The organism is Natroniella sp. ANB-PHB2 (assembly GCF_046097105.1).
Lineage (GTDB): Bacteria > Bacillota > Halanaerobiia > Halobacteroidales > Halobacteroidaceae > Natroniella.
In genome coordinates, this window is record NZ_CP175562.1 from 2,080,355 (window position 1) to 2,105,242 (window position 24,888).

Here is a 24,888-nt window from a genome sequence, read left to right on the forward strand (position 1 = left end):
TTTGATTAAATATTTTTTCTCTTTTTAAACTACTATTATTAATATCACCTTTCTAGTAATCACTTCTTAATCTTCTTTTAAAAAAATGTTATTTGACCAAATTCCCGTTAGTATAAGCAAATAAACCCCTACCTGTGTTTGAAAAAAAGTGTGATCAAACATTGAATGTGTAGCAACAGCAACAAAAATACCTATCATTCCATATTGGAACCAGATATTATTTTTTTTCCATTTTAGTATTATTACTCTAAAAAACTTATAGAATAAGACTATCAATCCTATAATTCCTAATAAACCATTTTCAGCTAAAGTATTTAAATAAACATTATGTATTTTACTAACTTCATGAATATTATAATTAAATAATTCTAAATAATCAGGAAAAATAGGTCTAAATTGTCCAATCCCAATTCCCACTAATGGATGATTTTTAAACATCTCTATTGCTATATTATATTGTTTCAACCTATGACTATTAGAAGAACTACTTAGATCAGTAATAGTTTGAAATCTACTTGTAATATTCTCAGGAACAAAAAATGTCCCTATTATTATTAAAACTATCAAACTAATAACCACTGTTCTCATGTTTAATAATTCATGTTCTTTTAATAAACACCCTAAAATTATTATAATTCCTAAGATAAAACCTAACCAAGCTCCACGAGAATAAGTTGCCATTAAAGAAATTAAACCTAATAAACTATATATCCCACCAAGAATCTTATAAAACTTCTTTTTACTAAATAAGGTAAAAGAAATACAAAGTAAAGTGATCATCATTAAACCTGTTCCTGCTGGGTTAGCATTATTATAAGTGCCAGTTATTCGAGAAATATCTAATACAAAATACTCATAAATTGCATATCCAAACGCTATTAAAGCTGAAAAAGGTAATGTTTTCCACATTTTTTTGATTTGTTCTTCAGTTTTAACTACTTCTACAGTTGCTAAAAACACTATGACATACTTAAGGTATTTGCTGACAAAAGTTCTAATTCCATACTGAAGATCAACAGCATTAATTAAAGATAAAGATATCATAACTCCATATATTAAAAGCCATTTTTTTAAATCAGAAAATTTTACATCTTCATCCTGATAAAAAACTTTTTTTGCCACCCACACTAAAAAGATTAAAAAACTTAAGACATTAACACCAGCTCTAGTTACTGGAGCTAAAAGTAATAATAATAATATCAACTTAGCTAATACTGAATCATATTTGTTTTTTTGCCCAATTTTTTGACTTGTAGCACTTTCAACTTTCATTTTATCACCTACTTTTTATTTAATACTGCTTCTATTCTATCAATTACAGCTCCTACATTATCTTGATTAGCATTCTTTTTATCTGCTTCTACTAAATATTCATATCTTAGATAATATAAAAACTTATCTATTAACTTATGATCTAAATCTTCAAAAACTGCTTCAGCTATTACTTGATCAAGAGCAGATAAATCATCCGCATGATAAACTATATCTTCAACATTATAAAAGGCATCTCCTAAAGTAATTACTGGCTTATCTTTTAATAGCCCTTCAATTCCTACTGTTGAATTAATTGTCACCACTGCCTGACTTAACTCAATTAGATCTTCTGCTGACATTTTAGTCAAAAACATTACTTGCTCATCATTATATTTTTCCTTTAGATCACTATAATCCCTTTTGCCAAAGTCAGAAGGATGCTCTTTAGCAACAATCCAATAATTTTCATCATGCTTTTGATTAAATTTCTTTAAAGCTGAATAAACTGAATCAACTAACTGCTGCATATTATCAATTTGAGGAGAATTAATGATGATTTGAGTATCAGTCAAAACCTGAAAAGGTAGAAAGATGAACTTTTCAGGTAACTGCACATTTTCTTCATTTAATAATTTCTTCCTTAACTTACTTAATCCTTCCTCTCTCAATTCTCTTTGCTCTAATTGACTTTTCTTTAATTTATTAACTCTTCTCTCATCTACTTCTACTTGTTGATAAAATGATTTACCCTTATTACTTAAAGAGTTGGCAGCATTCACTCCTTTTGGATCCATTACTAATGTTTTGGGAAAGAAACCATTTTCCATATATAGCTTATTAACACCTAGCTTTTCAGCTGCTTTTAAAACAGTTGTAGTTTGAACACGATAACCATTCCAGACTATAACTAGATCGATCTCTTTTTCTTGGATAAAATTCAAAAAATAATGGTATAGTATTTTTGCCGATTTATTTAAAAGCTTTTTATAAACCCTATTAATAAAATCATCTTCATCTTTCTTCCTACTCTTTTTAAATTGTAAATAAGTATAATTGATTAACTCTTCTTTCTCATCTTGGTTTAGTGGTAAATCACTTTGTCTATTAAAGACCCCTTTAAAAAATGATTTAGTAGCATCTAGGTGATATATTTTGTGTTTCTCTTTTAATCTATCTTTTAAAACTTCAAAATATTTAGCTTGATGGCTATAATATGATATAAATAATATCTTAGCTCTCATTAAACTCTCCTCCAAATGAATTATTATAAATTTAATAATTGGGTTTATTTTAAAATTTTATTAATCCATTTATCTAATAACTTCATCTCTAAATTATTAAGTTGATACTCTAACTTAACCTTTTCTTTATATTCTTGGCGCTGAGATTCAATTAAATCTATCTTTTCCTGTTTATTTATAGAGAGAGCACTCAATGCTTTAAGCCAATCTGCAATTAACTTAGCCCAATCTTTAACTCTTCTATACTTCCATTTATAATTAACTCTAGCTCTTTCTAAATCAATCACAGCCAATTCAAAACCTTTGTTTTTGGACAAATTAACCAATATATTCCTGAACCTATAATCACAATGAACAATATCTGCTTGATGTATTTTGATTAAATTTTTTGCTACTTCTTCCATAATAGCTTTCTTTAGCTGATAGTTATATTGAGCAGAAAATATAATTTCTTCAGCCCCTACCCCTTCAAACTCACAAGTAACAATGATACTTTCAGTTACCCAAACAGATAACTTCCTTTCAATTACTAACACTGGTTCAATTACTGGTAAGTTTGCCCTTTTTAAAATTAATAATGCTTCCATTTCTTTGCGAGCAACACTTTTAAACAAGGTTAGATCTCTTAATTTATCATACCACTTTTTAGCATTCAAGGGTGAATAGCTTTTAGCATAAATATTTCTCCCCTGTAAATCTGACTTAATAACTTTGCGGTTTCTTTTTAAATAAAAAAAATCACATTGCTTGGATATATTTAAATAACTCTCTATTTTTTCTTTGATTTCATCTAACCTTAAATCAAAGTTTTGATTTAAATAAAGATTAACTTCAGCTCCATAATCAATTTTCCGCAGGCTCTCCATTAAACTTCCTCCAATCTATACTACAGCAGTTTCTTTACCAACTCCGCATTCCTCTCAGCTGCCCCTTTATTATCCTCAATCATCTGAACAGCTTGTCTACCTTTTTTCTTTAATTCACTCTCATTTCTAAGATAATAGAGCATCTCTTCTGTCAATTCAACTACACCATCCACCTGAATCCCAACCCCATAATCAAGAACCAAGCGTGTATTAGCTTTAAAATTAAACATATACGGGCCAAAAAATACCAACTTACCATGGACTGCTGGCTCTAAAATGTTATGTCCACCCTTCTCAATCAAACTCCCCCCGACAAAGACCAGATCAGCTATTCCATAAACCTGGGCCAACTCCCCGATCGTATCGAGAATGATTACGCTATCTTGATTAGGGTTTCTCACCTCAATCGCAGTCCGTAAGACCGTCTTAATCCCTTCTTTTTGATATAGCCTCTTTATCTCTTCTGCTCGCTTGATATGGCGTGGGGCCAAGATCATCACTAAGTCTGCAAATTCCTCTTTTAACTTCTGATATAGAGGAAGTAGCTGTTCCTCTTCATTTGGATGAGTACTACCAACTACCAAGATTGGTTCTTCTTTATTTAACTTAAACTCTTGATAAAGCTCATCCTCTTTACTAGAATCAGGCTGGGCATAGTCTTGATCAAATTTCGTATTGCCATTGTTATAAACCTTGGCCTGTTCAGCACCTAAACCTTGGATATACTCCAGATCCTGTTGAGACTGCATACTGAATAGATCAACCTTAGTCAGCATATCTTTAAGAATTGGCCCTAAATATTTATAACCAGCAAAACTACTATCGCTAATTCGACCATTGGCCAGCATAATCTTAGCTCCATTATCTTTAGCCAATCTAATAAAATTTGGCCATAGTTCAGTCTCAGTCAAGATCACAACCTCAGGATCAACCTGCTTTAAAACTCTACTAACAACCCAAGAAAAATCGAGTGGAAAATAGATCGTCTCATCTGCTTCCGCAACTATCTGACGTGCCATCCCTTGGCCCGTATCGGTCACCGTCGAAAATAAGATCTTATATTCAGGATAACGTTTTCTAATCTCAGTCACCACAGCACTTGCTGCCACCGTCTCTCCAACTGAAACTGCATGCACCCAGATCGTCGGCTGCTCTCGAAAGTGCTCTACCTTCTCCGCAGCTAAAAAACCAAATCGCTCCAAGATTCCTTCCCGATACTTACCCTTGACAATCATCTTATATAATAAGACCGGCAGGTAAAGTATGAATAACACCAGGAATAATATATCGTAAATTATGTAAGTTAGCTTCATGATTAATCATCCTTTATTTAGTGACTAGTGATTAGTAAAAGTCAAAACTTATTGATATAATGTGTAACTTTTCCTTTATAAAAATCACACTCAAACCCATGTTTACGAAAAAATTAAAAATCAAACTTTCTTCCGTGCTACCTTTTTTCTTGATAAAAAAGTAGCCAAAAAATCAAGAAGAATTTGAATTTGTTCAACTATTAAAATCAAATCTCTCTTACTTAAAACATTAAGATCAATCTGTAAAATTATCTGCCCTTATCGCAGTCGCATAATCCTTCAAATAAAATCAAAACCCTGCAATCTAAAATTTAATCATTAAGGACATTTTGCAGTAATATCTATATTTTTAACTAATTATTATTTTAAATTAGTGTTAATTTGCGTTCATTCGTGGTTCCCTGTTTTTTTGAAAGTGCCACAATATTGTAATTAAATTTAACTTTCTTATTTATCCACTTAGTTAACTCTATTCTTCTTTTAGAAAATATTGAAAAAGTTCCTCAAACTTTTCGATAAATTTTTCTGTTTTATCCAACTCTTCCTTAAGCACTTCTGGATCAAATTCAACAAAAGCTACATAATCAGCTTCTTCTCTATCCTGTAATAATGCATCGTATAACCTACCCCATATTCTACAGGAATTAAACCTTCTTTTACAAAATCCCTATGAAGTGCTACTCTCACAGCACTATGTTTTTTATAAGAGTCTCCTTGCAAAATCAATACAGCACTAACAGCATAAAAAGCAGCATAATATAATCTATTAGTACAAAAATCATAATTTTCAAGTTTGAATTCATAGTGGGCCGTTTTTAAACTTCTTCTTGATTTTTCTAACCAATATTTAGCTAATTCTTCTCTATTATAGTCCATCAAAATTCGACTCCATCATCTGCAATTTCCCCTTTTATTGGTAGTATAGAGTAACGACCACTTTCCCAACCAGTCTTATCAATTATTAATACACTTAGGTTAGTATCATATTGAAGATTTATATCAGTAACAATAGAATATATCTCATGCTTTTTTCTATGGCTTAGCCTTTTTTTAGTCAAAACTAAAACATCCAAATCAGAACCAACTTCTGCTTCACCCCGAGCAACCGAACCAAATATTATTGTTTCTATCACTGGATAACTACTATATAAATTTTGCTTCAACTCAGACAAAGCCTTCCGCTGATTACCCAATAACTCTAAATCCTCTAACCCCATTATAACTACCTCCTCTTACCTCTATTTTACCCTATCTAATCTATTCAATCAACCAATCTACTATCAATCACTAGTTATTTATTATCTTCTATTTTTTGAATTTGCCCTTTAACTATTAATTATTCAATGCTTTTTACTATTTCAGGGTGAACAAAATGTTCACCCCTACTTTATTTATTTTCTCTTTTTTTAATTCGTGTTTATTAATTATTTTAATCTTTTATTGATTCAATTTTTTTAATTACTCTTTATTCAATCTTTTAATTTATGGTTTAAGCTTTTGAACCTAACTATTAATTAGCAAATATTTTATTAGTGTTCATTTGTGCCTATTCGTGGTTCCAGATTTTGCAATCTTGACCTTTAATTATTCAATATTCAGTATTAAATATTAAATGTTAATACTTCAGCTCTAACCCAAAATTAACCTCACGCTTGACCTGATCGACCCCTACTTGGGCACTAAAACAGTCAAACTCCCTAATTAAAGAATACTGCAATCTAGACAGTTCTCCTTCTTTCAGATCATAACCAGCATCTATCTCTACATCAGAGTAAGGATAAACCCGCTCATTAGTCTGGAAACGATAACTTCCTTCTACATGACTTGTATAATCCACCTCATCACCAGATAATGGCGTACTCCCTGAATACTCCTGATAACGATAACCCAAGTTCAACTGATGGTAGTCATTGATTTCATAACCAACACCGGTGCGATAGCCATAGCTATTATATTCTTTCTCTTCTCGACCTTTCTCTTCATCTCCTTCATAAGTTCTCCGTGCTCCCTGTACTTGCCAATCAAAGTCGAGACTATCAGTCACCTGATGTTGACCTCTCCAACTTCCACTCAGATAATCTCTGCGACCAATATGTTCATCAGTCAACCGATCAAATTCAAATGGACTCTCTCCTATCTCATCATAATAACGATAATCAATATTTAAGTCCGTTGGCCCTAATCTCTGGTTGGCCCCTAGGTTAAAAGCATAATTACGGTAATTATCTTCATTGCTATAATAACTATCCTCTACTCGACCAGCCCAATAAAGCTCTGTTGAATCACTAATCTTCTTACCACGATTTTCAAACTCTAAGCTAAGCTGCTCACGTCTTGCTTCAACCTCACCTTCTTCAATCTCTCCTACTTTAACTCCAGCAGATAGTAAGTTACCATCTCCTAGATCACGATTATTAATTCCTAAAGAAAGTTCAGGGCGACGATTAACATCCAGATTACGATTAGCTTCTAGCTGCCAGTAGTAATCATCCCAGCTATTACCATAAGTAATCGCCTCCTCCATAGCCTCATCATCATGAGCTTGTTTTAGATTTAAATTTAATTGATTACCTAACAGCTCAGTCTGTAAATTCCAACGACCTAACCACTTTCGCTCTCGATAATCACTTTCATCATCATCACGTTCTATATAATACCTTCCCTCAAAGTCACTAGCTGTACTTTCTCCAAATTTATTCTCTAAATTAAGATAAGCCTCTAAACCATAATCCTGATGATAATAAAGTCGTGGATCGATCTTTAAGCTATCACTAGGTTGATACAGATAATCTAAATCAATCCGACTGGTTTCATTGGTAGTAGCAGTCGCTGAGATATCACCACCAAATCCCTGAGTGATAAAATGATAATAATCAACCCCAACATAGAGACCATCTGCTTCACTATAACCAACCTGTGGCTGAGGAATGGCATGCTTGTCTTCTTCACCCTCTTTTAAACTCTGCTTATACCTCGGTAATGGCATTATCCGACGTTCATTAATCCACAAATAAACCCCCTCAGCAATCAGCTTATCCTCAGGATAAACTGTAATCTTCTCTGCTGATAATCTGTAATGTGGTTCATCAGTATTTTCACAAGGAGTTAAAGAGGTCTCTTCTAAAATAATATCATCTTGTCTAAAGTTGACTGTCTCTCCAAAGAAAGTAACCTTCCCCTCTTGGGTCTCACTCTCAAAAATCTCCCCCTCTTCCTTGCGATAGTCATACTCTAAAGCAACCCCTGTCATCTCTCGTTCCTCATTCTTAAGTATAATATTACCTTTAGCCTTAATTATCTCTGTATTCAAATCAATCTGGATCTGATCTGCTCTAATTGAATCGGGCTCCATTTCGATAATTACATTCCCTGCTGCTTTGATAATCCCTTTTTCTTCATCAAAAATAATATGATTATCTGCTTGAATTGTAAAAGGAGCATCCTCTGCTGCATAGCTTGGCTGTATAATTGTAAATAATGCCACTATTATTAATATTATTGTCCTCTTCATTAACTTCCACCTCTTCCTAACTGAGCAAAATCAGTCCATCTCAACTTAATCAATTCTTGATTCAAGCCTTAACTCCTTTAAGTAATTCCTGGTTAAACAGGCCAATTTAAAATTTATAGCTTATAATTAGTAATTTTATTGATATAATGTGTAACTTTTCGTTCGTAAAAGAATGTGTTTTTGTAGGGGCGACTCTCCGTATTCGCCCGTAATTTAACATGGGCAGGCACAGAGACCTGCCCCTACAAATATCATTTCTACCCGCCAAATCAAAAGTGCCACATTATTGTAATAAATCTTCACTTCAAACCTCTCAAAGAATTGCTTAAATTAACGCATATAATTACAATATGCTCCTGCTCTAGAGTAGTCATATTATTCCATAATTTCCTTAAAACTATGATTAATAAAAAAACAGCCAGATTAAGGCTGCTTATAAAAAATACTAACTAACTCTTAAAATCTATAATTATAATTAAAGTTTAAATCATTACTAAAATAGCTTCTTGTTGGATAATAAGTAGAGTTAAATACAGTAACTAGATTTTGATTTTTACTAATAGCTCGGTCTAACCGAAATCTTTGGTTTATTTCATGGTTAGTGCTATCTTGATTACTGACAGAAAGATCATAACCTAAATTATAATCTATTCTATCAAATAACTCCCGCTCATATTTAGCATTAAAGCTCAAAGTATGGTATTTTAAATCAGTATCATCCATTTGGAAATCATATCGACTACGCAGATCAACAGAAGCAACTTCTAAATTACTGAGTCCTAAGTATAGATTGTACTCGTCATTTTTATCTTGCAACTTATTTTTGGTAACTTCTAACCCAGTCTGATAATCAACACTGGAACGTTCATTATTAATCTCAAAGATATAGTTTTCTCTATTTCTGGCCCACTCATTATCATCATAACGTAACGATAATCTCTGCCTCAAATCAAAGCGATAGAGAGTATCTCCATAATAGTTAAATCTAACATTATTATTAATTGATCTCCGCCGATCTGTACTTCTATAAGAGTTACCATAATCTAATAATAATCTATCAGATAACTGCTTGTACATTCTGAATGAAGTATGTTTCATCTCAGAGCTAGAACCACCACTTACTTTCTCAAAGTTAGAATCTCTATAAAAGCCTGTTATATTGTAATTAACATCTCTAAACTGATCAGCATAACGAGTTCTAATAGCCGAACCATAAATTGACTCTTCAGGATTCCCTCTCAAGCCAAGTGAATAATTCAACTCACCGGTATTTACTTTTTGAATATCAGCATAACTGAAATAATGGCTATCACCAACATCATTATTTTGACGATATTGATATGAACTTTCCCGATCACCACTTTGATATTTAACCCCTGCTCGGTCACCAACTAAAGGGTTATCACTACCTTCAGTATCTCCATACCAAACCTTAAGGTTGCCAGACTCTAAGTAACCTCCTAACATAGAGCCTCCTGGCATAAGGGATCCACTGGGAATAGAAATATCACCATACTCAATTATCTTATTACTATACGTTAGTTTCAAGTTATAATTTAAGGTTCTTAAATCCTCTTCATCAAGGTTAAAATACCAGTTTGGAGTTATACTCCAAGTATCTGGATTGACTATTATCAAACCATCTTCTTTACGATACTTGCCATAGTTGGCTTGAAACTCCTTTAAAAAGTTGGCCCTAGTCTGTAAAGAAAAATCATCTGTCTCAATTGTATAGTTAAGACGAAATAAATGATTGAAATTACTCATGTTACTACCTAGACTTCCTCGCAAACTATAACTACTATTATTTTCTATTTCAATTGCTTCTACATTCAAATTAAAAGCTAACACCAGAAAAACTATAACTAAAATTATAGAAAGCTTTTTAATATTAAGCTCCATCTTAAACCACCTTTATTAATTATCATCTAAAATCATCGGGGTAGTCCATATCAAGGCTGTATTTATCAATATAATGATCAATATCCTTATCAATACTGACAGCACCAAGCTCCCTAAAGTTTATAGTTATTTGATTAATCCACCACCTTGATGAATGGCGCCTCAACTCAAAAAATATAGTTCCATTATCCGTTAATAGCTCAGGGGTCGAAGAGTCATCATAAACATCTTCAATAGTCTCTTTTACCTTAAATTCAACTCTGAAGGGGATTACAGTATTTCTAATATTATCCTCTTGAAATCTAAAATCACCGAATTCAAATTCAAGTTTATAACTATCTCTATATTTTAAACCATCTTCTTCTGTAAAAATATGATTTTCAAGCTCCTCCTCTAACCTCATATAATCTTTACTATATCTAGCTCCCATAATCGGATCAATTATTAATATTGTACCATCTTGCTCTGGGTCTAGAAGGTTAATTAAATCATCAAAATTATACTCAGAATCCTCATCGTATTCATATGTATTGAGGGCGAAAAATTGGCTTGCTATTCGCACCCCATCCCCTTTAGCAGCGATTACATCATCTTCATCCATGTGCAAGTCAGTATTATCAAATACCAGACAACCCGAAAGAAAGGTTATCATCAATATTGGAGTTATTATTTTATACCATTTAGCAATCATCTGTATCCCCCTCCCCTGATTTAATCATTATCTTCAGTAGGTCTAATTAATAGCCTTCCAAAACCAAAGCCGTCCCGATAATTTTCAGCTACAAAGCTTATGCTTCTTTCAGCAATCTCTCCTTCTTCCGTTCTAACTGCTACTCTAATTTCATTTCGACCGGTAGCAAAAGGCCTTCTAGAGAAAAGAATAATTCTATGCGTATCATTAAAGGTCATTACATCAAAACCATTAGGATCTATATCACCATCTGCATAAGGACCTTCATAATATTGGTGGTCATCTATTGCTCTATAAATCTTACCTTCTCTATCCCAAATTTTGACTTCTTCTTCTCCCTCTTGCGGGCCAACAATCAAAGCGTCATTAATATAAATCCGTAGTGAATTCCCAGGTTCAAAGTTGCTATCAGGATCTAAGTTAATCTCCATAGCCGAAGATTCATTAGTGTTCAGCGTCTGACCACTTCTAATGCTAAAGTCTATATCTGCTTCAACCGTATCTATCCTAAAGAGATTAGGAATTCTACCATTCATCTCTTCCATATCAGCCTCAGTAGTAAATTCATTAGAATCACTTATCCGATCAACCTCTTCAATCCCACCTAACTGATTGCCAAACTCATCTCTGATAGATAATTGGATATCATACGCACCTGCTCGTCCTTCTCCTAATGATAAACTAGGACTAAAATAGATGGTATGTATACTGTTATCATCAACTGTATGGTCAATTATTCCAGCCCTTACTCTAACTCCAACCTCATCATCCTCCTCTGAACGAGAAATTCGCTGAAGGAAATAAATATTAACGTCACTGGTATCTATATTAGAACTATTTCTAACTTGCAGCTTGAATATAGGATCTGGAGTCCGGACTTGATATAAATCATCTATACCGCTAGGTTCATCCCCCGCTGTATTCTTTCTAGTACCACCATCTTTTTCTAACTCACGATAGTCAGCATTTTCTCTACCAAATTGATCAAGTGGTACATATTTGATACTACCAGTCTGATACACAGGAATAGTTGCATCAACCTCAATACTATCCTCTATCCACTCCTCCCAAGCTCTCTTCTCTTCATCTTCTCTAGGACTAGGATCAATATTAATTACTGTACCTTCTATATTCCAATTCTCATCTATTGAGTGGATTTCTCCATCTTCCAGCTGTTCTAATTCTTCTTTAATCTCTTCCCATTCTTCTTCACCATCACCATTTAAATACTTTATCCTTTCTTCATCAGCTAAGATAAAGATTTGATAATCTCCTGCCTTAGCTTCATCTCCATCCTTCCATTCAGCTGGAAAGTTATCAGTTTCTAGAAGATTATTCTCAATCTCATTTCTACTATAATCTAGATCAAATTCACCAAAGATCAGCCAGTCATTATTTTCATTGTCGTCTTCACCTGTATATTTAATTCCATAAATTACATCTTTAGCACCAGAAACTTCAAAGTATAAATTCAGCTCATCAGCACCTACAATAGTCCCCTCGCCTATTACTTCATCATTCAATCGCGGAGTATGAATTCGCGGCTTTGATTGATCTATCTCAATTTCAAAAACTTTACGACCAGTATTTCCAGCCATATCCTCCACTTCTACAAAGACAAAATAATTTCCCTCATCCAAACTCTTTCCCCAAGGAGTAAAGACTGCCTCCTGTTGGTCATTTCTTACACCATCTTCAATTCGATCATCTAAATCTATTGTTTGCATATAACCTGCATCAGCACGACTGAAGATGTTATCAGTTTCATCAAAATCATTTCCTTTAATAACCTCTAAATCATCATTATTCAACTGATCTTTTCTGATATATCTTATATTAGTATTTTCATAATAATCCATTGGAGTATCACTGGCAATTCCAGAACCTTCTTCATCATCTATCTTAATTCTAATCTCAGGATTCCGGCTTTCATAACGAAATGCACTACCATCAAATTCGTCTTCTTCTCTTCCCTCATCATCTAATGGTATAACTGTTGGATCATTCGTATCAAAGACAAAATAATACCTTGCACTAGTATGTTCATCTAAGTTTGTACCAAACCCATCTGCAACAACCCCCACAAATGCTCTACTCATATCATTCATAGCTCCAAACTCTTCACCTGTTGTACCCACTTCAGCACCTTCACTATCTACTGGATCTAAGCTATCATGATAATCTTCATAACCTGTAAAACCATCAATATCACTTGAAGGGTCAAACTCACCAGTAAGACCTGCAATAATTGAAATAGTCAGAGATTCACTTGTTGAAGGAGTGGTAAAGAAGCCATCATCTATATTTTCATCATCAAAAGGTAAATTATTAACCCTGACTAATCCAGTTGCAATCCCACCACCTGATCTAATTTCTGTATTAATCTCCCATGGAGCCTCGCCTTCTGGATCTCTATTAAGGTAATAAACTTGTCCAGAAACAAGATTTAAAATTTCATCTTCATCACTTTCAACTGGCCTTATTAATTCAGATTGAATTACTGGGTTAGTATAAAGAGCTTCAATAATAAAGTTGAAAAAATTATCTTCTTCAAAAGTTATCGTATGAACTGCATTACCAAACAAATCTCCATCTATTACAAATTCAACTTCTACTCTTATTAACTCACCTTCTCCATTAGAAATAAAGTTAACTTCTTTCTCACTTAACGTTGTACCTTCAATATTAAATTCCTCTTTTAACCATTCTCTTGCTTCATTTTTATCAGCATCAGATACATCAATTCCATCTTCTAACTCAAAAGCTAAGCCCATTCTTTGTTCTTCTCCCATTCGCCAATTATAGGCATTATCACTATCACTATACTCAGTTAAGTTATCCCCTAATTTAATTCCAATATCATCATCAATTTCATCGTGATAACTAACCTTACCAACCAATTCTTCAATTTCACTTATTATTTCATTATCTGTTTCTGCTCCTAAAACGAATGGACTAAAACTAAAAACAACTCCAATAATAAGCATAAAATAAAGCAACCATCTATTTTTATAGTTATTCATACATCTCACCGCCTTACAAATGATTTTTAGTCTAAGTTGGATTTGTTACCAACAAAACTAAATTTTATTTTCCTTCCTCATTATAAATGATATCTTTCTTTGCTCTTACTGGCTACAAAAATTTGCATAATTTTATTTATTATACTTCGTTCCTATTTCCCAACTTATTTAATATATTCTAGAATCAACTCCTGATTCCTTTATTCAACTAACAACTTTCAACAAAATATATTTTTGTCTTTGTCTCCAGCTATTATCGTTACCTAAAATTTATGGGTTTGAACTCTATTATTCAATATTCAACGCAATTCAATGTAAATAAAAAAGCACTGCCAACCAACAGATTGACAGTGCTTTAAAGCAGACCTTAATTCAATTGATAATAGATCTTCAACTGATCATCTTCAGTATAACCAAAATCAATTACTTTAACTTCCTCTTCTTCAATCTCTTCTGCTAGATTGAGATAGACCAACTCTTCCATAATCTCAGTTAACGTCTCAAATTTCTGTTGGCCGGCTAATTGGATCAGCTCAGACTCAGCTACTTCTAATGTATCAGTTCCTGCTAAAGCCATTGGCATCTGCAACATTAAGAGCATAACTATTAAAAATGTTATTGTTATTTTTTTCAAACTCATCAACCTCCTAGTTAGAAATTTCTACATTTCCACAATCATCTCCTACTTTAACTCCCACTTTCTTGGATTTTTAATAATATATTTTCGCGTTTGATTCAGCTCATCTTCATTTCTAATAACTCGATCATAAAATGAACGTTGCCATAATTTCTTGTTAAACGGTTGCCAGTTATCTTCTCGCACTTTACGAATATATTCATTTGTTGTCATTGTTTTAAACCACTGCATTACCTTAGATTAAATTTTTCCTCTAATTTAACCCACCATTTTTCAAGCATTTGCCCTGCTTCATTCAAGCTAGATTCATTATTAATTATTTTCCCAAATAATGCTTCTTTATTTCTTGTACATATCGTTACAAAATAATATCCATTTTGAGAGTAATCATATTCCTCTAACCTCAATCTTTTTCTTTGAAAATTATTTATTTCGTTCATAATCTAACCCCCTAAACCTTATCCTTCCATTAAGAGTTTAGATTATGCTTTTTAAACTTCTTTATACTGGGGTCGACACATGGGTCGACCCCTACTTTTATATAATCAATATAAATATCTAACTCTAAATTGAAGCTGATTTGATTTTTGGTGAAAATTTTAATTTGTAAAATAATATACCTTATAGGGGCGAACCCATGTGTTCGCCCTCTGTGAGTTTTACAAAGAGTCCGAAAGGACTCGTAGGGTTACCCTTGTTTTAGAAGAATGATTACTTAAGGTACACAGAATTGTAATTAAACTTCATCTTAAAATCCAACAATTATTTATAGCTATGCAACTCTAGAATAAAATTTGAGTTTTTTACTAGTCACTGTCATCCAACTTATCGTTAATATATCTTCCAGTTTAAAGTTGGATGACTATTATAGTAAGAAAAAAAGTCCTTGGAAAGAATCCAAGGACTTTAATCTGTCTATCAAGTTTCAATTAAAAGTTAACGCTTACTCCACCAGTAATACTCTGTGCGTCAAAGCTAGTATCAGCTTCAGCACCTGTGAAGTCAATAGTTTCGTAATTGATTGATGCAGTAGCATCATTACTTACTTTATATTCTGCTCCTAATTGAGAAGCTACTTTTGTACCTGCTAAGTCAACTCGAGCTTCTTTGTCAGCCCAAGCATAACTTCCAGTTAAAGTTACTCTATCATTTGCTTCATAAGTTGCATCTACACCAGCTTCAGTATTAAGAGCTTGGTTGTTATCGATATCATAGATAGCAGCTACTCCAGCATATGGTGCAAAGTCAACGCCAGAGAATTTAAACTCTGGTGCATAAGCTACACTCATCACTTTATCAGCTACATCTTCATCTCCAGTATTATCGAAGTCATAGAATGCAACAACAGAGATGTCATTTAAATCTTTGTTAGCTTCAACATATCTTACTTCATCTTGAGAGTCTAATCCATACTCATAGTTACCAAATACATCTACATTAAAGAAAGCATATGGGTTCTCTTCAGTAACTTCTGCCATTACAATAGTATCTTGACCTGCTACATCGTAATCTTCATATCTAGCTCCTAACTCAAACTTATCTAAGTCAGTAAACAATCCTAAGTCATATCCTTGTTCATTTGCTACAAAGTCATCATCAGCTTGAATAGCTACAAAATCATTAGTATGCTTGTAGTTACCTTCAACTCTGAACATTCCTAGTTCTTGTTCAGCTCCTAATCTAGCTAACTTACTATCTAACTTAGAATCATTAGTAGCAAGCTCACCAGTGAAGTCAACACCTACTAAGTTAAATGCAGTATCTAACCCTGCAACTGTAGTTCTTTCTTCTGCGTCTTCAATACCTGCAAATACGTTCAATGGTAAATCGAATAAATTATCTTGTCTTAAAGCAATATTTCTTTCATCTTCATCTTGTCCTACTGCAACTGTAGAATTATTTGCTTTGAAGATAATACCGTGGATATTGTCTTCATCATCATATAAATAATCTTTCCAGTCTAAATCTTGATCTTCACCAATAGTTGCTAAGAAATCTTCAGTCACAACTTGACCAGAGATAGTATCTAATTCGAAGTTAGAAATATCCTCATCAGATTGACCAAAATAATTTCCAACTACTCCTAAATCAAGGTCAGCACTTACACCATCTTTATCAACATTTACATTAAAGTCAGCATACTGTCTAAAGAAGTCCTCAGCTGTAAAGTCATCATCTTCGCTAAATGGATTTTCATATGCATACTCTTCTCCATCTTCATCTACTAAGTCACTATTTACCTTAACATTTGTATATTCTACTCCAGTCTCACCAGAGATAGTTACTACTTCTACATCAGCTAATCGACTATCAATTGCAGCTAACTCTTGGTCAAACTCAGTAGCTAATTGATTTATTGCCTCTACAACTTCTGCTTCTAACTCATTGCTATCAGCTTCAACTTCATCTAACATTCTAGCTGTTAAAACTGCAACTTGGTATCGAGTTAATTCTTCTTCACCTCGATAAGTTCCATCTTCATATCCTTCAAGAATTCCTGCTTCTGCTACTTGATTCAATGCGTCATATGCCCAGTGATGTCCTTGTACGTCTGCGAACGGATTAGCAAGTGCTGGTACAGTCAATGTTACTAGCATTGCTAATGTCAATAATGCTGTTATTGTTTTTTTCATTTCTTATTTCCCCCTAGATTTTTAAGTTTAATTGATTTGATTTATCTAGGTATTTTAGCTATAACGTACATAATCTAGAGGAGCTTCCAGTTTGAGTTGCCTTGTTTCCTCAATCTTTCCTACTCCTTGTAACTATGCCTTGTCCAGCTAAAATACCTGTTCTAAGTATCTGTCAATCCTGCTTCACAGTCTGTGGGGGACACCTCCTTTCTCGACCAAGATCAAAGCTGGGATCAAGATACTTGAACACTGCTTTAACAACTAGCAGTTAGCTATCAGCTGTCAGCCTCAGCTAACCATTCAAACAAATAATTTATCTATATTAATTTCAGTAATTAACTAATTTAAGTTTGGGCTAAGTTTGAGGTTAAGGTTAAATCAATCATCAAAAACATAAAGGGGTAGATTTTACTTAAACTTAAACTCAGACTTAACCTAAAATGACCTAGGGTCATTTCCTTTCGACAAAATTCGACATTACAGGCAAAAAAATATATGTAGCCTTATCTTGTCTAAGCTCAAGACTGGCTTCGAACTTTTAAAGACTCAAATTCAGACTTAAACTTAAACTCAAACTCAATTTTCTTACACTCTAACATAAGTATTAAACGTATCCTTTTAAAATCCTGTTGGTAGTTAGTGGTAACTAGTGATTTGTGATTAGCGACTAGTAAAACCAACCCACAACTTTTTTTCAAGTTTTTGCTCTTACTCTGTTATTTAACGTTTCTTTCTAAAGTCCTCTTGGTGAATATTAGAGATTTGTTGTTAGGCTATTGATTCTAGATTAATTATTGTATCTTTTGATCTTAATTTGTACATTGTAAATTGTTTTTCACTCTTCAGTATTAAACATTCACCATTCAATCTATTATTCCTTTTGGCAAATATATGTAACGCTTTATTCAATTATTTATTACTATATCTATTGGCCCTTTTCTTTCGATTTCCTTTTAGTAATTATTAGTGAGTTTTAATTACGAACTGTTCATTATTAAGTATTATATGTTTTTCCTCTGTTTCCTTCTGGTAAATCTTAACTAAATTATTAGTAAACTATTGATTCTAACTTAATCATTGATTTTATTTTTGGCTCTTTAATTGTAAATTACTTTTAACTATCAATTGTTTTTCAATGTTCAATGTTCAATATTAATCATTAAGTATTAAATGCTTAATTCCTCTTGGTAGTTATTGGGGAATTAGTGAGTAAAGAATTTCATGATTTTAATTTTTAGCTTTTATATATTGATAATTTAACATTCTCACTATATAAAAAGGGATAAGCATAGCTGCCTATCCCAAAATTCAAATATTATACTTTACCAAGCATATCCAATATTAAGCCGCAACGTTGGACTAAAACCGCTTACTGTTTCACCATCTAACTCTACATTACTAATAGAATAGACAGCTCCCAAATTCAAGTCAATAGCAAAGCCATCTCCCATAATCCACTGTCGCCCTGCTACTCCACCAACTCTAAAAGATAAGCCACTTTCTTTCTCGAAAGAATCTTCTATACTAGAAGATGATAAACCAGCAACTGGCCCATAATACAATCCATTTAATGCTTGATCAGCATACATTCGATAACTACCATCAACACCAAATCCACTCCATTTTAAATCTCCAATCTCATAGGAATAAAAACTACCTCCTACTTGATAAGAAGTACTGAAATGTAATGGCTGTTCATAACTTGCATTAAACAGACCAAAAAGAACTCCCAATGGATTAGCAGTAACTACACTTGAATAAGTAATTTCTTCAACTTCTTCAGCAAAGACAGCTGCAGAAGAAAGAACTATTGTTAATACTAAGATCAAACTGACTGTGATAAACTTGTTACTTCTCATTAAAAACCCCTCCATTTTTAAAATTTAATAATATATCTAATTATAGTATATTATTGCTATAAAATCAATATAATCCAACTAAGACATCTGAAAAAGCCAACCTTTAAAGGTTGGCCCTATAGCTGGCTAATTAAAATTGATATCTTAAACCAGTAGTAATCGCCATATCAAAGAGACTATAACTTTCTTCTTCTACTCCATTTCTCTCTCTTTCTATACTTGAAGGAGTCAAAGAAATATCGCTAATTAAAATCAGCCCATCTTCTAGTGGCTTTTCAACTCCTGCTGCAAATGTATTAACCAGTTTAGTAATCTCTTCTTCATAATTCTTTTCTACTTCACTAGCTGTTCTTTCGAAAGTATAGGCTCCATAAACCTTAACTTCATTCTCAAGGGTTCTAGTCAGTTTAGCATGTAAGCCTAAATCAGTTCTACTTTTTTCTGTACCAGTACTTTCATTTTCATAGCCTCCACGACCAAACTTTGCTTCTCCTTCTAAGATTAAATCATCAGCCACTTCAAACTCACCTAGAGCATTTAATATAAGGCTTTCTTCTGCTATAAAATAGTCTGTGCCATATACCGATATAAGCTCTCTTTCACCACTTCTTTCCTCTTCCCGATAAATATCTAATAACATTCCCACTGTCAAGGAGATATCATCTTCCTCATAGTCAACTTCCCCTTTAAACTGAATCTCTCTTTTTGAATCATCAGCACCACCTACTCCATTCATATCTGATGTAGAATAACCTGTTGTCCAGAAAGATCCACTTAAAGCCATTTCCTCAGACATCTGATAATCTAACTCAATTCCTGGTTCTCCACGACCAACTTCAAACTCATCACCAACTGTAAAATCAGCTTCGAAAGGCTTAAAATTCAAAGCAAATTCATCAGTAAAATTATACTTTATATATGTATCTCCATCATAAGAACCACTTGGAGTACCTATACCCACTCCAACATTACCTACTTCCTTAGCAATAGCTAATCTACTCCAACCTATATTATCAAATTCTACCTTCCATTCTACACCATTAAATGCTTGTCCAGTAAATTTAGCTTCTAAGTCAACATATCCCTCACCAATATTTAAAAACCTATTTGTTACTTGAGTTCCATCCCAATCATCCTCCTCTACACTACTGCGAGCAAAAGGAGTGATCACAAACTCAATCTCTCCATCAGTAATCTCTATTGCTGTTCCTTCTTCCTCTGCCAAAACTGTCCCACCAATTAACATCAGACTTAATAATAAAACTATTAAAACAATCGATAATTTTTTCATACCCCAACCTCCTATTAGTCTTTTATATGAAATTATTATGAATATTATATCAAGATATGTATAAGTTATCAAGTAAACCAATATTTACATATTAGCTAATTCTATCCTTCATCATTAACCACTAATAAATTCCTGGCATTAATACAAAAAACCCCCAGGGCGTTGGCCCTAGAGGTTTTATTATACTAATTAAACTATAATTAGAAGTTGTAAGTAACTCCTACAGTAACTTCAAAGTCTCCCTCATCAAATAGATCTCCTAACTCATCTAACTCACTACTTAACTCATAACTAGTATTAGCAAATAAATCTAAGTCTGAAGTTAATTCTTCTTCATACTCAGCATTTGGCTTAACTGTTACTGTATTTGTAAATTCTTCAGCATCTTCTCTTTCAGTTACAATGCTATTATCTACTCCTGCAGTAAGTCCTGGTGCAATTTCTACATTATAATTAGCATATGACTTAGCTGCTATATCTATATTGTCAAAACCAACTAAATCATTAATAATAATCATTTCATTATCATCATCTAAATCACCAGCAACACCTAAAGTAAGGTTATCAATTGCAGTATACTCTACCTTAGGAGCGATAACCAATACAGTTTCAAATTCTTCTTCTTCAGCAGATGCAAAGTCTCTCGTAGTTTCAATATGGTTATCTACAGTTAAAGTTAGCTCTTCTTCAGAAAAGTCAAAATTAGCAAAAGGCTTAACTACTAACTCTTGTTTCTCATTATCATCTAAAGTTTCAAAAGTAAATTCATTGTTTACACCAGCAGTAACACCTTCAGCAACTACTACCTCATAGTTAGCATAAGGATTAACAGTTAACTTGTTTGCTAATGTATCAAAATCAAAGTCAGTAACCGTAGTTGCTACATCATTATTTACACCTACAGTAAATCCTGGTGCAACTACCTCTTCGTAGTTAACGAATGGATTAATAGTTAAAACACTTACAAATTCAGCACCTTCTCTTAATACTTCATCATCGTCATCATTCTCTTCTACATTCTTTACATTTAAATCATTGTTAGCGCCAAATGTAACTGCTTCTAACTCATCTTCATAATTAGCGAAAAGTTCAAGTCCTACTCTAGTATCATCTTCTGTTCCTAGCTTAGCAAACATATAGTCATCTTCTAAAGCACCTTCAAATCCAGCAGTTAAATTAGCAACTTCAGTATATTCTAAAGTTGAACCCAACTTAAATGTATTATCAGCAGCATCATTTGCTAAGAAAGTTAACCCAAGACTAAGAGCGTCTTCATCAACTAAAGTAGCCTCTCCGTCAGCATAAGTGAAAGATACATTATCACCATCAAAATCAACCTTTGAAGTTACTTCTCCCTCTACAGCTAAAGCTGGAACAGCTAACCCTATAACTAACGCAAGTGTTAGTAAAATTGAAATCTTTTTCATTATAATCCCCCTTAACAATTTTATCCTTATAAAATTGTATTTAATTTTTTATAAAATTAAACTGAATAAGCTTATATATCAAGCTTACCGGTTTACGGGGTCTCACCTCCTTCCCACCGCTTGTTAAAAGATATCTTTCATCTACAGTAACTAGTTTCTATACTAATGTCCATTTTCCTGCTTAAAATTTAAATTTTTTAAAAAAATCTAAATAAAATATTAATTAGAAAATTTAATATCTATTATAACAAATTTAAGTTGATTGGTAATAATTATAAAGCTTGACAACTAATCTTATCAACTGAGTTTGGAACTTAAAGATTGGTCATTTCCTAAGACTCTGTAAATAATGATTATAACTTTATTAGATTATTATGTTAATCTATATATAATATTACTTTTGATAATGAAAATTCTGAATTATGTAAATATATGCTCTCTTGCTAAGATTACTATATAAATCAATAAAGTTCAAATTCAGCCTTCTTGGTTTAAAGATTTTGCTTTTAAGCTGACAGCTGATAACTGACAGTTGATAGCTATTGCTTAACCTACTTCTTCTCCCACCTGCTGAATCTCCTCTACCTCCTCATGGCTCAACAACCCTAAAAAGTCTAATAGGATAATCAAACGTTGATCTCGCTTGACGACTCCTTGCAATAAATCAGCCTGAATTCCTTCAATCCTCTTAGGAGGAGGAGCAATCTCATCTCCTTCAACCCGTAAGACCTCAGAAGCAGTATCAACAATAAATCCTACCTTAGCTTTAGCCAACTCTACTACTATAATCCTTGTATCAGAGTCAACTTCAGATTCTAGACCAAACTTTTTTCGCAAATCGACTATCGTTATAATCTCTCCCCGCAGATTAATGATTCCTGCAATAAACTCTGAACTCTGTGGCACCGGTCTAATCTCTTCCGGTCGAATGATCTCCTTGACATTATTGATATCTATTCCAAACTCTTCTTGATTCAACTCAAAAATAACCATCTGTTTCGTAACAGCCATAAGATCCCCCCAGACTTATATGGATTATTTAATATTTAATACTTAATATTTAACACCTAATAGTGGATAGTTGAAACCACAAACAGCTAGAATTCATTTGATACTTAATAACCAGATCAATTCATCAATAAGAATAATCAACTATTATTTATAAGATTCATTAATCGGTATTTTTGATTACTCAATGCTTTGTTTATTCAATGTTCTTCATTATCCATTATCCATTATCCATTATTCATTATTCAATATTCAATGCCTTTACTCTTCAATGCTCTTTACTAATTATAACATAATCAACCACTTTGGACAACTTATGTTAGCAATTAATTTATTCGATTATTCTGACTTTTATAGGTATAATGATGATTTAGTCTTTATTTCACAAAGATATGTTTTTTTATTATAACAAGAGTTTTTGAGTGGGGTGATTTAGTGCAGGGGAGAAACTTACTTCTTAAAGTACCTAGTAGCCAAGATAATCGCTACATAGCCATCTACCGGCTCAGGAGGGGTCTGTAAGGAAAGAGGAAGAAATTTTCTCCAACCTAATGGAGGGTTTTTGGCCCAATATAAGTCACGTGCTTCTAACGTAGAATTTGTTTCATCAACCAAACTATACTCAATTAGACCATCGATCTCTTTTTGAACTACCTCGCTTGCTGTTCCATCTCCTAAAACGACCTGCTCTATTTGATAATCATCTTTTAATTTTCTAATCTGCTTGCCAATATCTACAGTAGAGATTACACCTTGATATTCAACACTCAATTCAGAATCGACTACCGCAACCCCACATTTATAACGACCTGGATCAATAGCTATTATCATTTTGATCACCTTTTAACCTTTAATTCTATGTTGTCGATCAGTTGATCACTACGCCAAATATCTTCAGTAGCAGTCAACTTAATTCTTTCTACATCTTCTGTCAACAATTCTTCTAATACTGGATAGAGGTGAATTAAGCTCAAGCTTCCAATCTCACCTTTATCATCAGGTAAAACTCCATCGCGAACTACTTTTTGATTCAACTTAAATAAGAATTGATTCAACTCAACTTCCAAGTCAGCTAAATTATCAACCCGGGCCAACTGATACTCAAAGATAAGCTGATCGGCTTGGTAAACCTGATAATCCTGATATAATTCAAAGTCAAGTAATAGATCCTCATCTTTAAAAGTATTTTGAGCTGCTACCAGACGGACAACACTGCGACCTTCCCGTTCAGCTAGTAACTCAACTAACTCCTCAAAATCCTGCTGTTTATATTTAACATCTTCTAAATTAGAGCCTTCTTCCAGTGAGCCCTTAGCAGTTTCAAGAGTTGTAAGTAAATCTTCTTCAATCGCTGCTTGCTCTCGATCAACCTGTAATGAACTATCAAAAATAACTTCACCCTTCTGATAAGCAATATCCCCTGTCAAAGAATGAAGGTATTTTCTACCAAAGAGGCTCAAGTTATGGGCCAAATTATCGACCTGCTGGGTTAGATCCTCTCGCTGTACAGCAAGCTTATCCACCTTAGTCTCTAACTCTTCTTTACTTGCTTTAACCTGTTGGTACTCCTTTTTAGTTGAGCTCAACTGCTCTTCTAGCTCTAACTTATCCTCTTCTAAGAGTGCTTTGTCCTCTTCTAAAGTCAACAGATCATCGATCTTAACCCCAATTTCAGCTTGTAATTTTCCCAATTCATCATCCTTAGTAGCTACCTGATGATCAAGTAAGTCGATTCGTTCCACTAACTGCTGCATATCAAATAAAGCTAACCGTACATTTTCTGAGGCAACCAATAGTAGGAGTAGAGAACTGACTGTGATCAGTACTCCAGTTAAGACGGTAATAATAATTGACGTATGCTTAGGTCTTAAACCTAACAGGGATAATCGCTTCTTTCCAACCTTCATCCCAATCTTATCGCCAATATAAGCTATTGCTCCACCCATGATTACTAGAACTATGACTAATCTGATTCCATACATATTGGCCCCCCTTAGCTTCAGTGTATAGTTTATAGTGTATAGTGTATAGTGTACAGTTAAAATCTTAAAATCAAAGTCTTAAAAGCCTAATATCTTATCATGAGAGAGGTTTTGCAGTGACATTTAGATTTTTTCGTTTAACTTCTTGACGAATTAAGAAATAAATAAAAGCTTGGTTTAGCTAATTTTCCATTTTAAAATTAGCTTGCTTTTATTTATTCGCAGATGAGTCTTAGAAGTTTAGAAAAAA

At 33.2% G+C, this 24,888-nt stretch carries 20 protein-coding genes; all 20 read right to left on the reverse strand.

The features are described from left to right. Nucleotides 1–66: 66 nt before the first annotated feature. Nucleotides 67–1,272, reverse strand: a complete 1,206-nt coding sequence (locus ACKF5P_RS10360) for an O-antigen ligase family protein (protein WP_408955123.1) — start codon at nt 1,270–1,272, stop codon at nt 67–69. A gap of 8 nt (nt 1,273–1,280) precedes the next feature. Continuing rightward, nucleotides 1,281–2,495 (reverse strand): hypothetical protein, encoded by a 1,215-nt coding sequence (locus ACKF5P_RS10365; RefSeq protein WP_408955124.1) that lies wholly within the window; start codon nt 2,493–2,495, stop codon nt 1,281–1,283. Nucleotides 2,496–2,539: 44 nt separating this feature from the next. Then, the gene (locus ACKF5P_RS10370; RefSeq protein WP_408955125.1) at nt 2,540–3,361 is read right to left on the reverse strand and encodes a lipopolysaccharide kinase InaA family protein; all 822 of its coding nucleotides are present in this window, start codon (nt 3,359–3,361) and stop codon (nt 2,540–2,542) included. A gap of 20 nt (nt 3,362–3,381) precedes the next feature. Then, nucleotides 3,382–4,674, reverse strand: coding sequence for a 3-deoxy-D-manno-octulosonic acid transferase (locus tag ACKF5P_RS10375; protein WP_408955126.1), 1,293 nt, complete (start codon nt 4,672–4,674; stop codon nt 3,382–3,384). A 576-nt stretch (nt 4,675–5,250) separates the two neighbouring features. Further along, on the reverse strand, nt 5,251–5,550 hold the full coding sequence (locus ACKF5P_RS10380; RefSeq protein WP_408955127.1) for a HEPN domain-containing protein: 300 nt from the start codon (nt 5,548–5,550) through the stop codon (nt 5,251–5,253). Next, on the reverse strand, nt 5,550–5,891 hold the full coding sequence (locus tag ACKF5P_RS10385; protein WP_408955128.1) for a nucleotidyltransferase domain-containing protein: 342 nt from the start codon (nt 5,889–5,891) through the stop codon (nt 5,550–5,552). The genes ACKF5P_RS10380 and ACKF5P_RS10385 overlap by 1 nt, the downstream gene beginning before the upstream one ends. 398 nt (nt 5,892–6,289) lie before the next feature. Further along, nucleotides 6,290–8,185 (reverse strand): hypothetical protein, encoded by a 1,896-nt coding sequence (locus ACKF5P_RS10390; RefSeq protein WP_408955129.1) that lies wholly within the window; start codon nt 8,183–8,185, stop codon nt 6,290–6,292. Between the two features lie 456 nt (nt 8,186–8,641). Next, nucleotides 8,642–10,087, reverse strand: a complete 1,446-nt coding sequence (locus ACKF5P_RS10395) for a hypothetical protein (RefSeq protein WP_408955130.1) — start codon at nt 10,085–10,087, stop codon at nt 8,642–8,644. 22 nt (nt 10,088–10,109) lie between these two features. After that, entirely contained in the window at nt 10,110–10,778 is a 669-nt protein-coding gene (locus ACKF5P_RS10400; RefSeq protein WP_408955131.1) for a hypothetical protein, read from the reverse strand. Nucleotides 10,779–10,798: 20 nt separating this feature from the next. Further along, the gene (locus ACKF5P_RS10405; protein WP_408955132.1) at nt 10,799–13,801 is read right to left on the reverse strand and encodes a hypothetical protein; all 3,003 of its coding nucleotides are present in this window, start codon (nt 13,799–13,801) and stop codon (nt 10,799–10,801) included. A 367-nt stretch (nt 13,802–14,168) separates the two neighbouring features. Continuing rightward, on the reverse strand, nt 14,169–14,435 hold the full coding sequence (locus ACKF5P_RS10410; RefSeq protein ID WP_408955133.1) for a hypothetical protein: 267 nt from the start codon (nt 14,433–14,435) through the stop codon (nt 14,169–14,171). Between the two features lie 48 nt (nt 14,436–14,483). Beyond that, complete coding sequence (locus ACKF5P_RS10415) at nt 14,484–14,651, reverse strand: hypothetical protein (protein ID WP_408955134.1); 168 nt, start codon at nt 14,649–14,651, stop codon at nt 14,484–14,486. A gap of 17 nt (nt 14,652–14,668) precedes the next feature. Beyond that, a complete protein-coding gene (locus ACKF5P_RS10420) occupies nt 14,669–14,878 on the reverse strand; it encodes a hypothetical protein (RefSeq protein WP_408955135.1) in 210 nt (69 codons plus the stop codon). A gap of 489 nt (nt 14,879–15,367) precedes the next feature. Beyond that, the gene (locus tag ACKF5P_RS10425; RefSeq protein ID WP_408955136.1) at nt 15,368–17,071 is read right to left on the reverse strand and encodes an S-layer homology domain-containing protein; all 1,704 of its coding nucleotides are present in this window, start codon (nt 17,069–17,071) and stop codon (nt 15,368–15,370) included. A gap of 1,322 nt (nt 17,072–18,393) precedes the next feature. Next, complete coding sequence (locus ACKF5P_RS10430) at nt 18,394–18,930, reverse strand: DUF3575 domain-containing protein (protein WP_408955137.1); 537 nt, start codon at nt 18,928–18,930, stop codon at nt 18,394–18,396. A gap of 130 nt (nt 18,931–19,060) precedes the next feature. After that, the gene (locus ACKF5P_RS10435; RefSeq protein ID WP_408955138.1) at nt 19,061–20,221 is read right to left on the reverse strand and encodes a hypothetical protein; all 1,161 of its coding nucleotides are present in this window, start codon (nt 20,219–20,221) and stop codon (nt 19,061–19,063) included. 200 nt (nt 20,222–20,421) lie between these two features. Further along, complete coding sequence (locus ACKF5P_RS10440; RefSeq protein ID WP_408955139.1) at nt 20,422–21,648, reverse strand: hypothetical protein; 1,227 nt, start codon at nt 21,646–21,648, stop codon at nt 20,422–20,424. A 546-nt stretch (nt 21,649–22,194) separates the two neighbouring features. Then, nucleotides 22,195–22,659: a chemotaxis protein CheW gene (locus ACKF5P_RS10445; RefSeq protein WP_408955140.1), complete on the reverse strand. Its 465-nt coding sequence runs from the start codon at nt 22,657–22,659 to the stop codon at nt 22,195–22,197. 447 nt (nt 22,660–23,106) lie between these two features. Further along, on the reverse strand, nt 23,107–23,487 hold the full coding sequence (locus ACKF5P_RS10450; protein ID WP_408956655.1) for a resolvase: 381 nt from the start codon (nt 23,485–23,487) through the stop codon (nt 23,107–23,109). A 5-nt stretch (nt 23,488–23,492) separates the two neighbouring features. After that, the gene (locus ACKF5P_RS10455) at nt 23,493–24,638 is read right to left on the reverse strand and encodes a DUF3084 domain-containing protein (protein ID WP_408955141.1); all 1,146 of its coding nucleotides are present in this window, start codon (nt 24,636–24,638) and stop codon (nt 23,493–23,495) included. Nucleotides 24,639–24,888 lie beyond the last annotated feature (250 nt).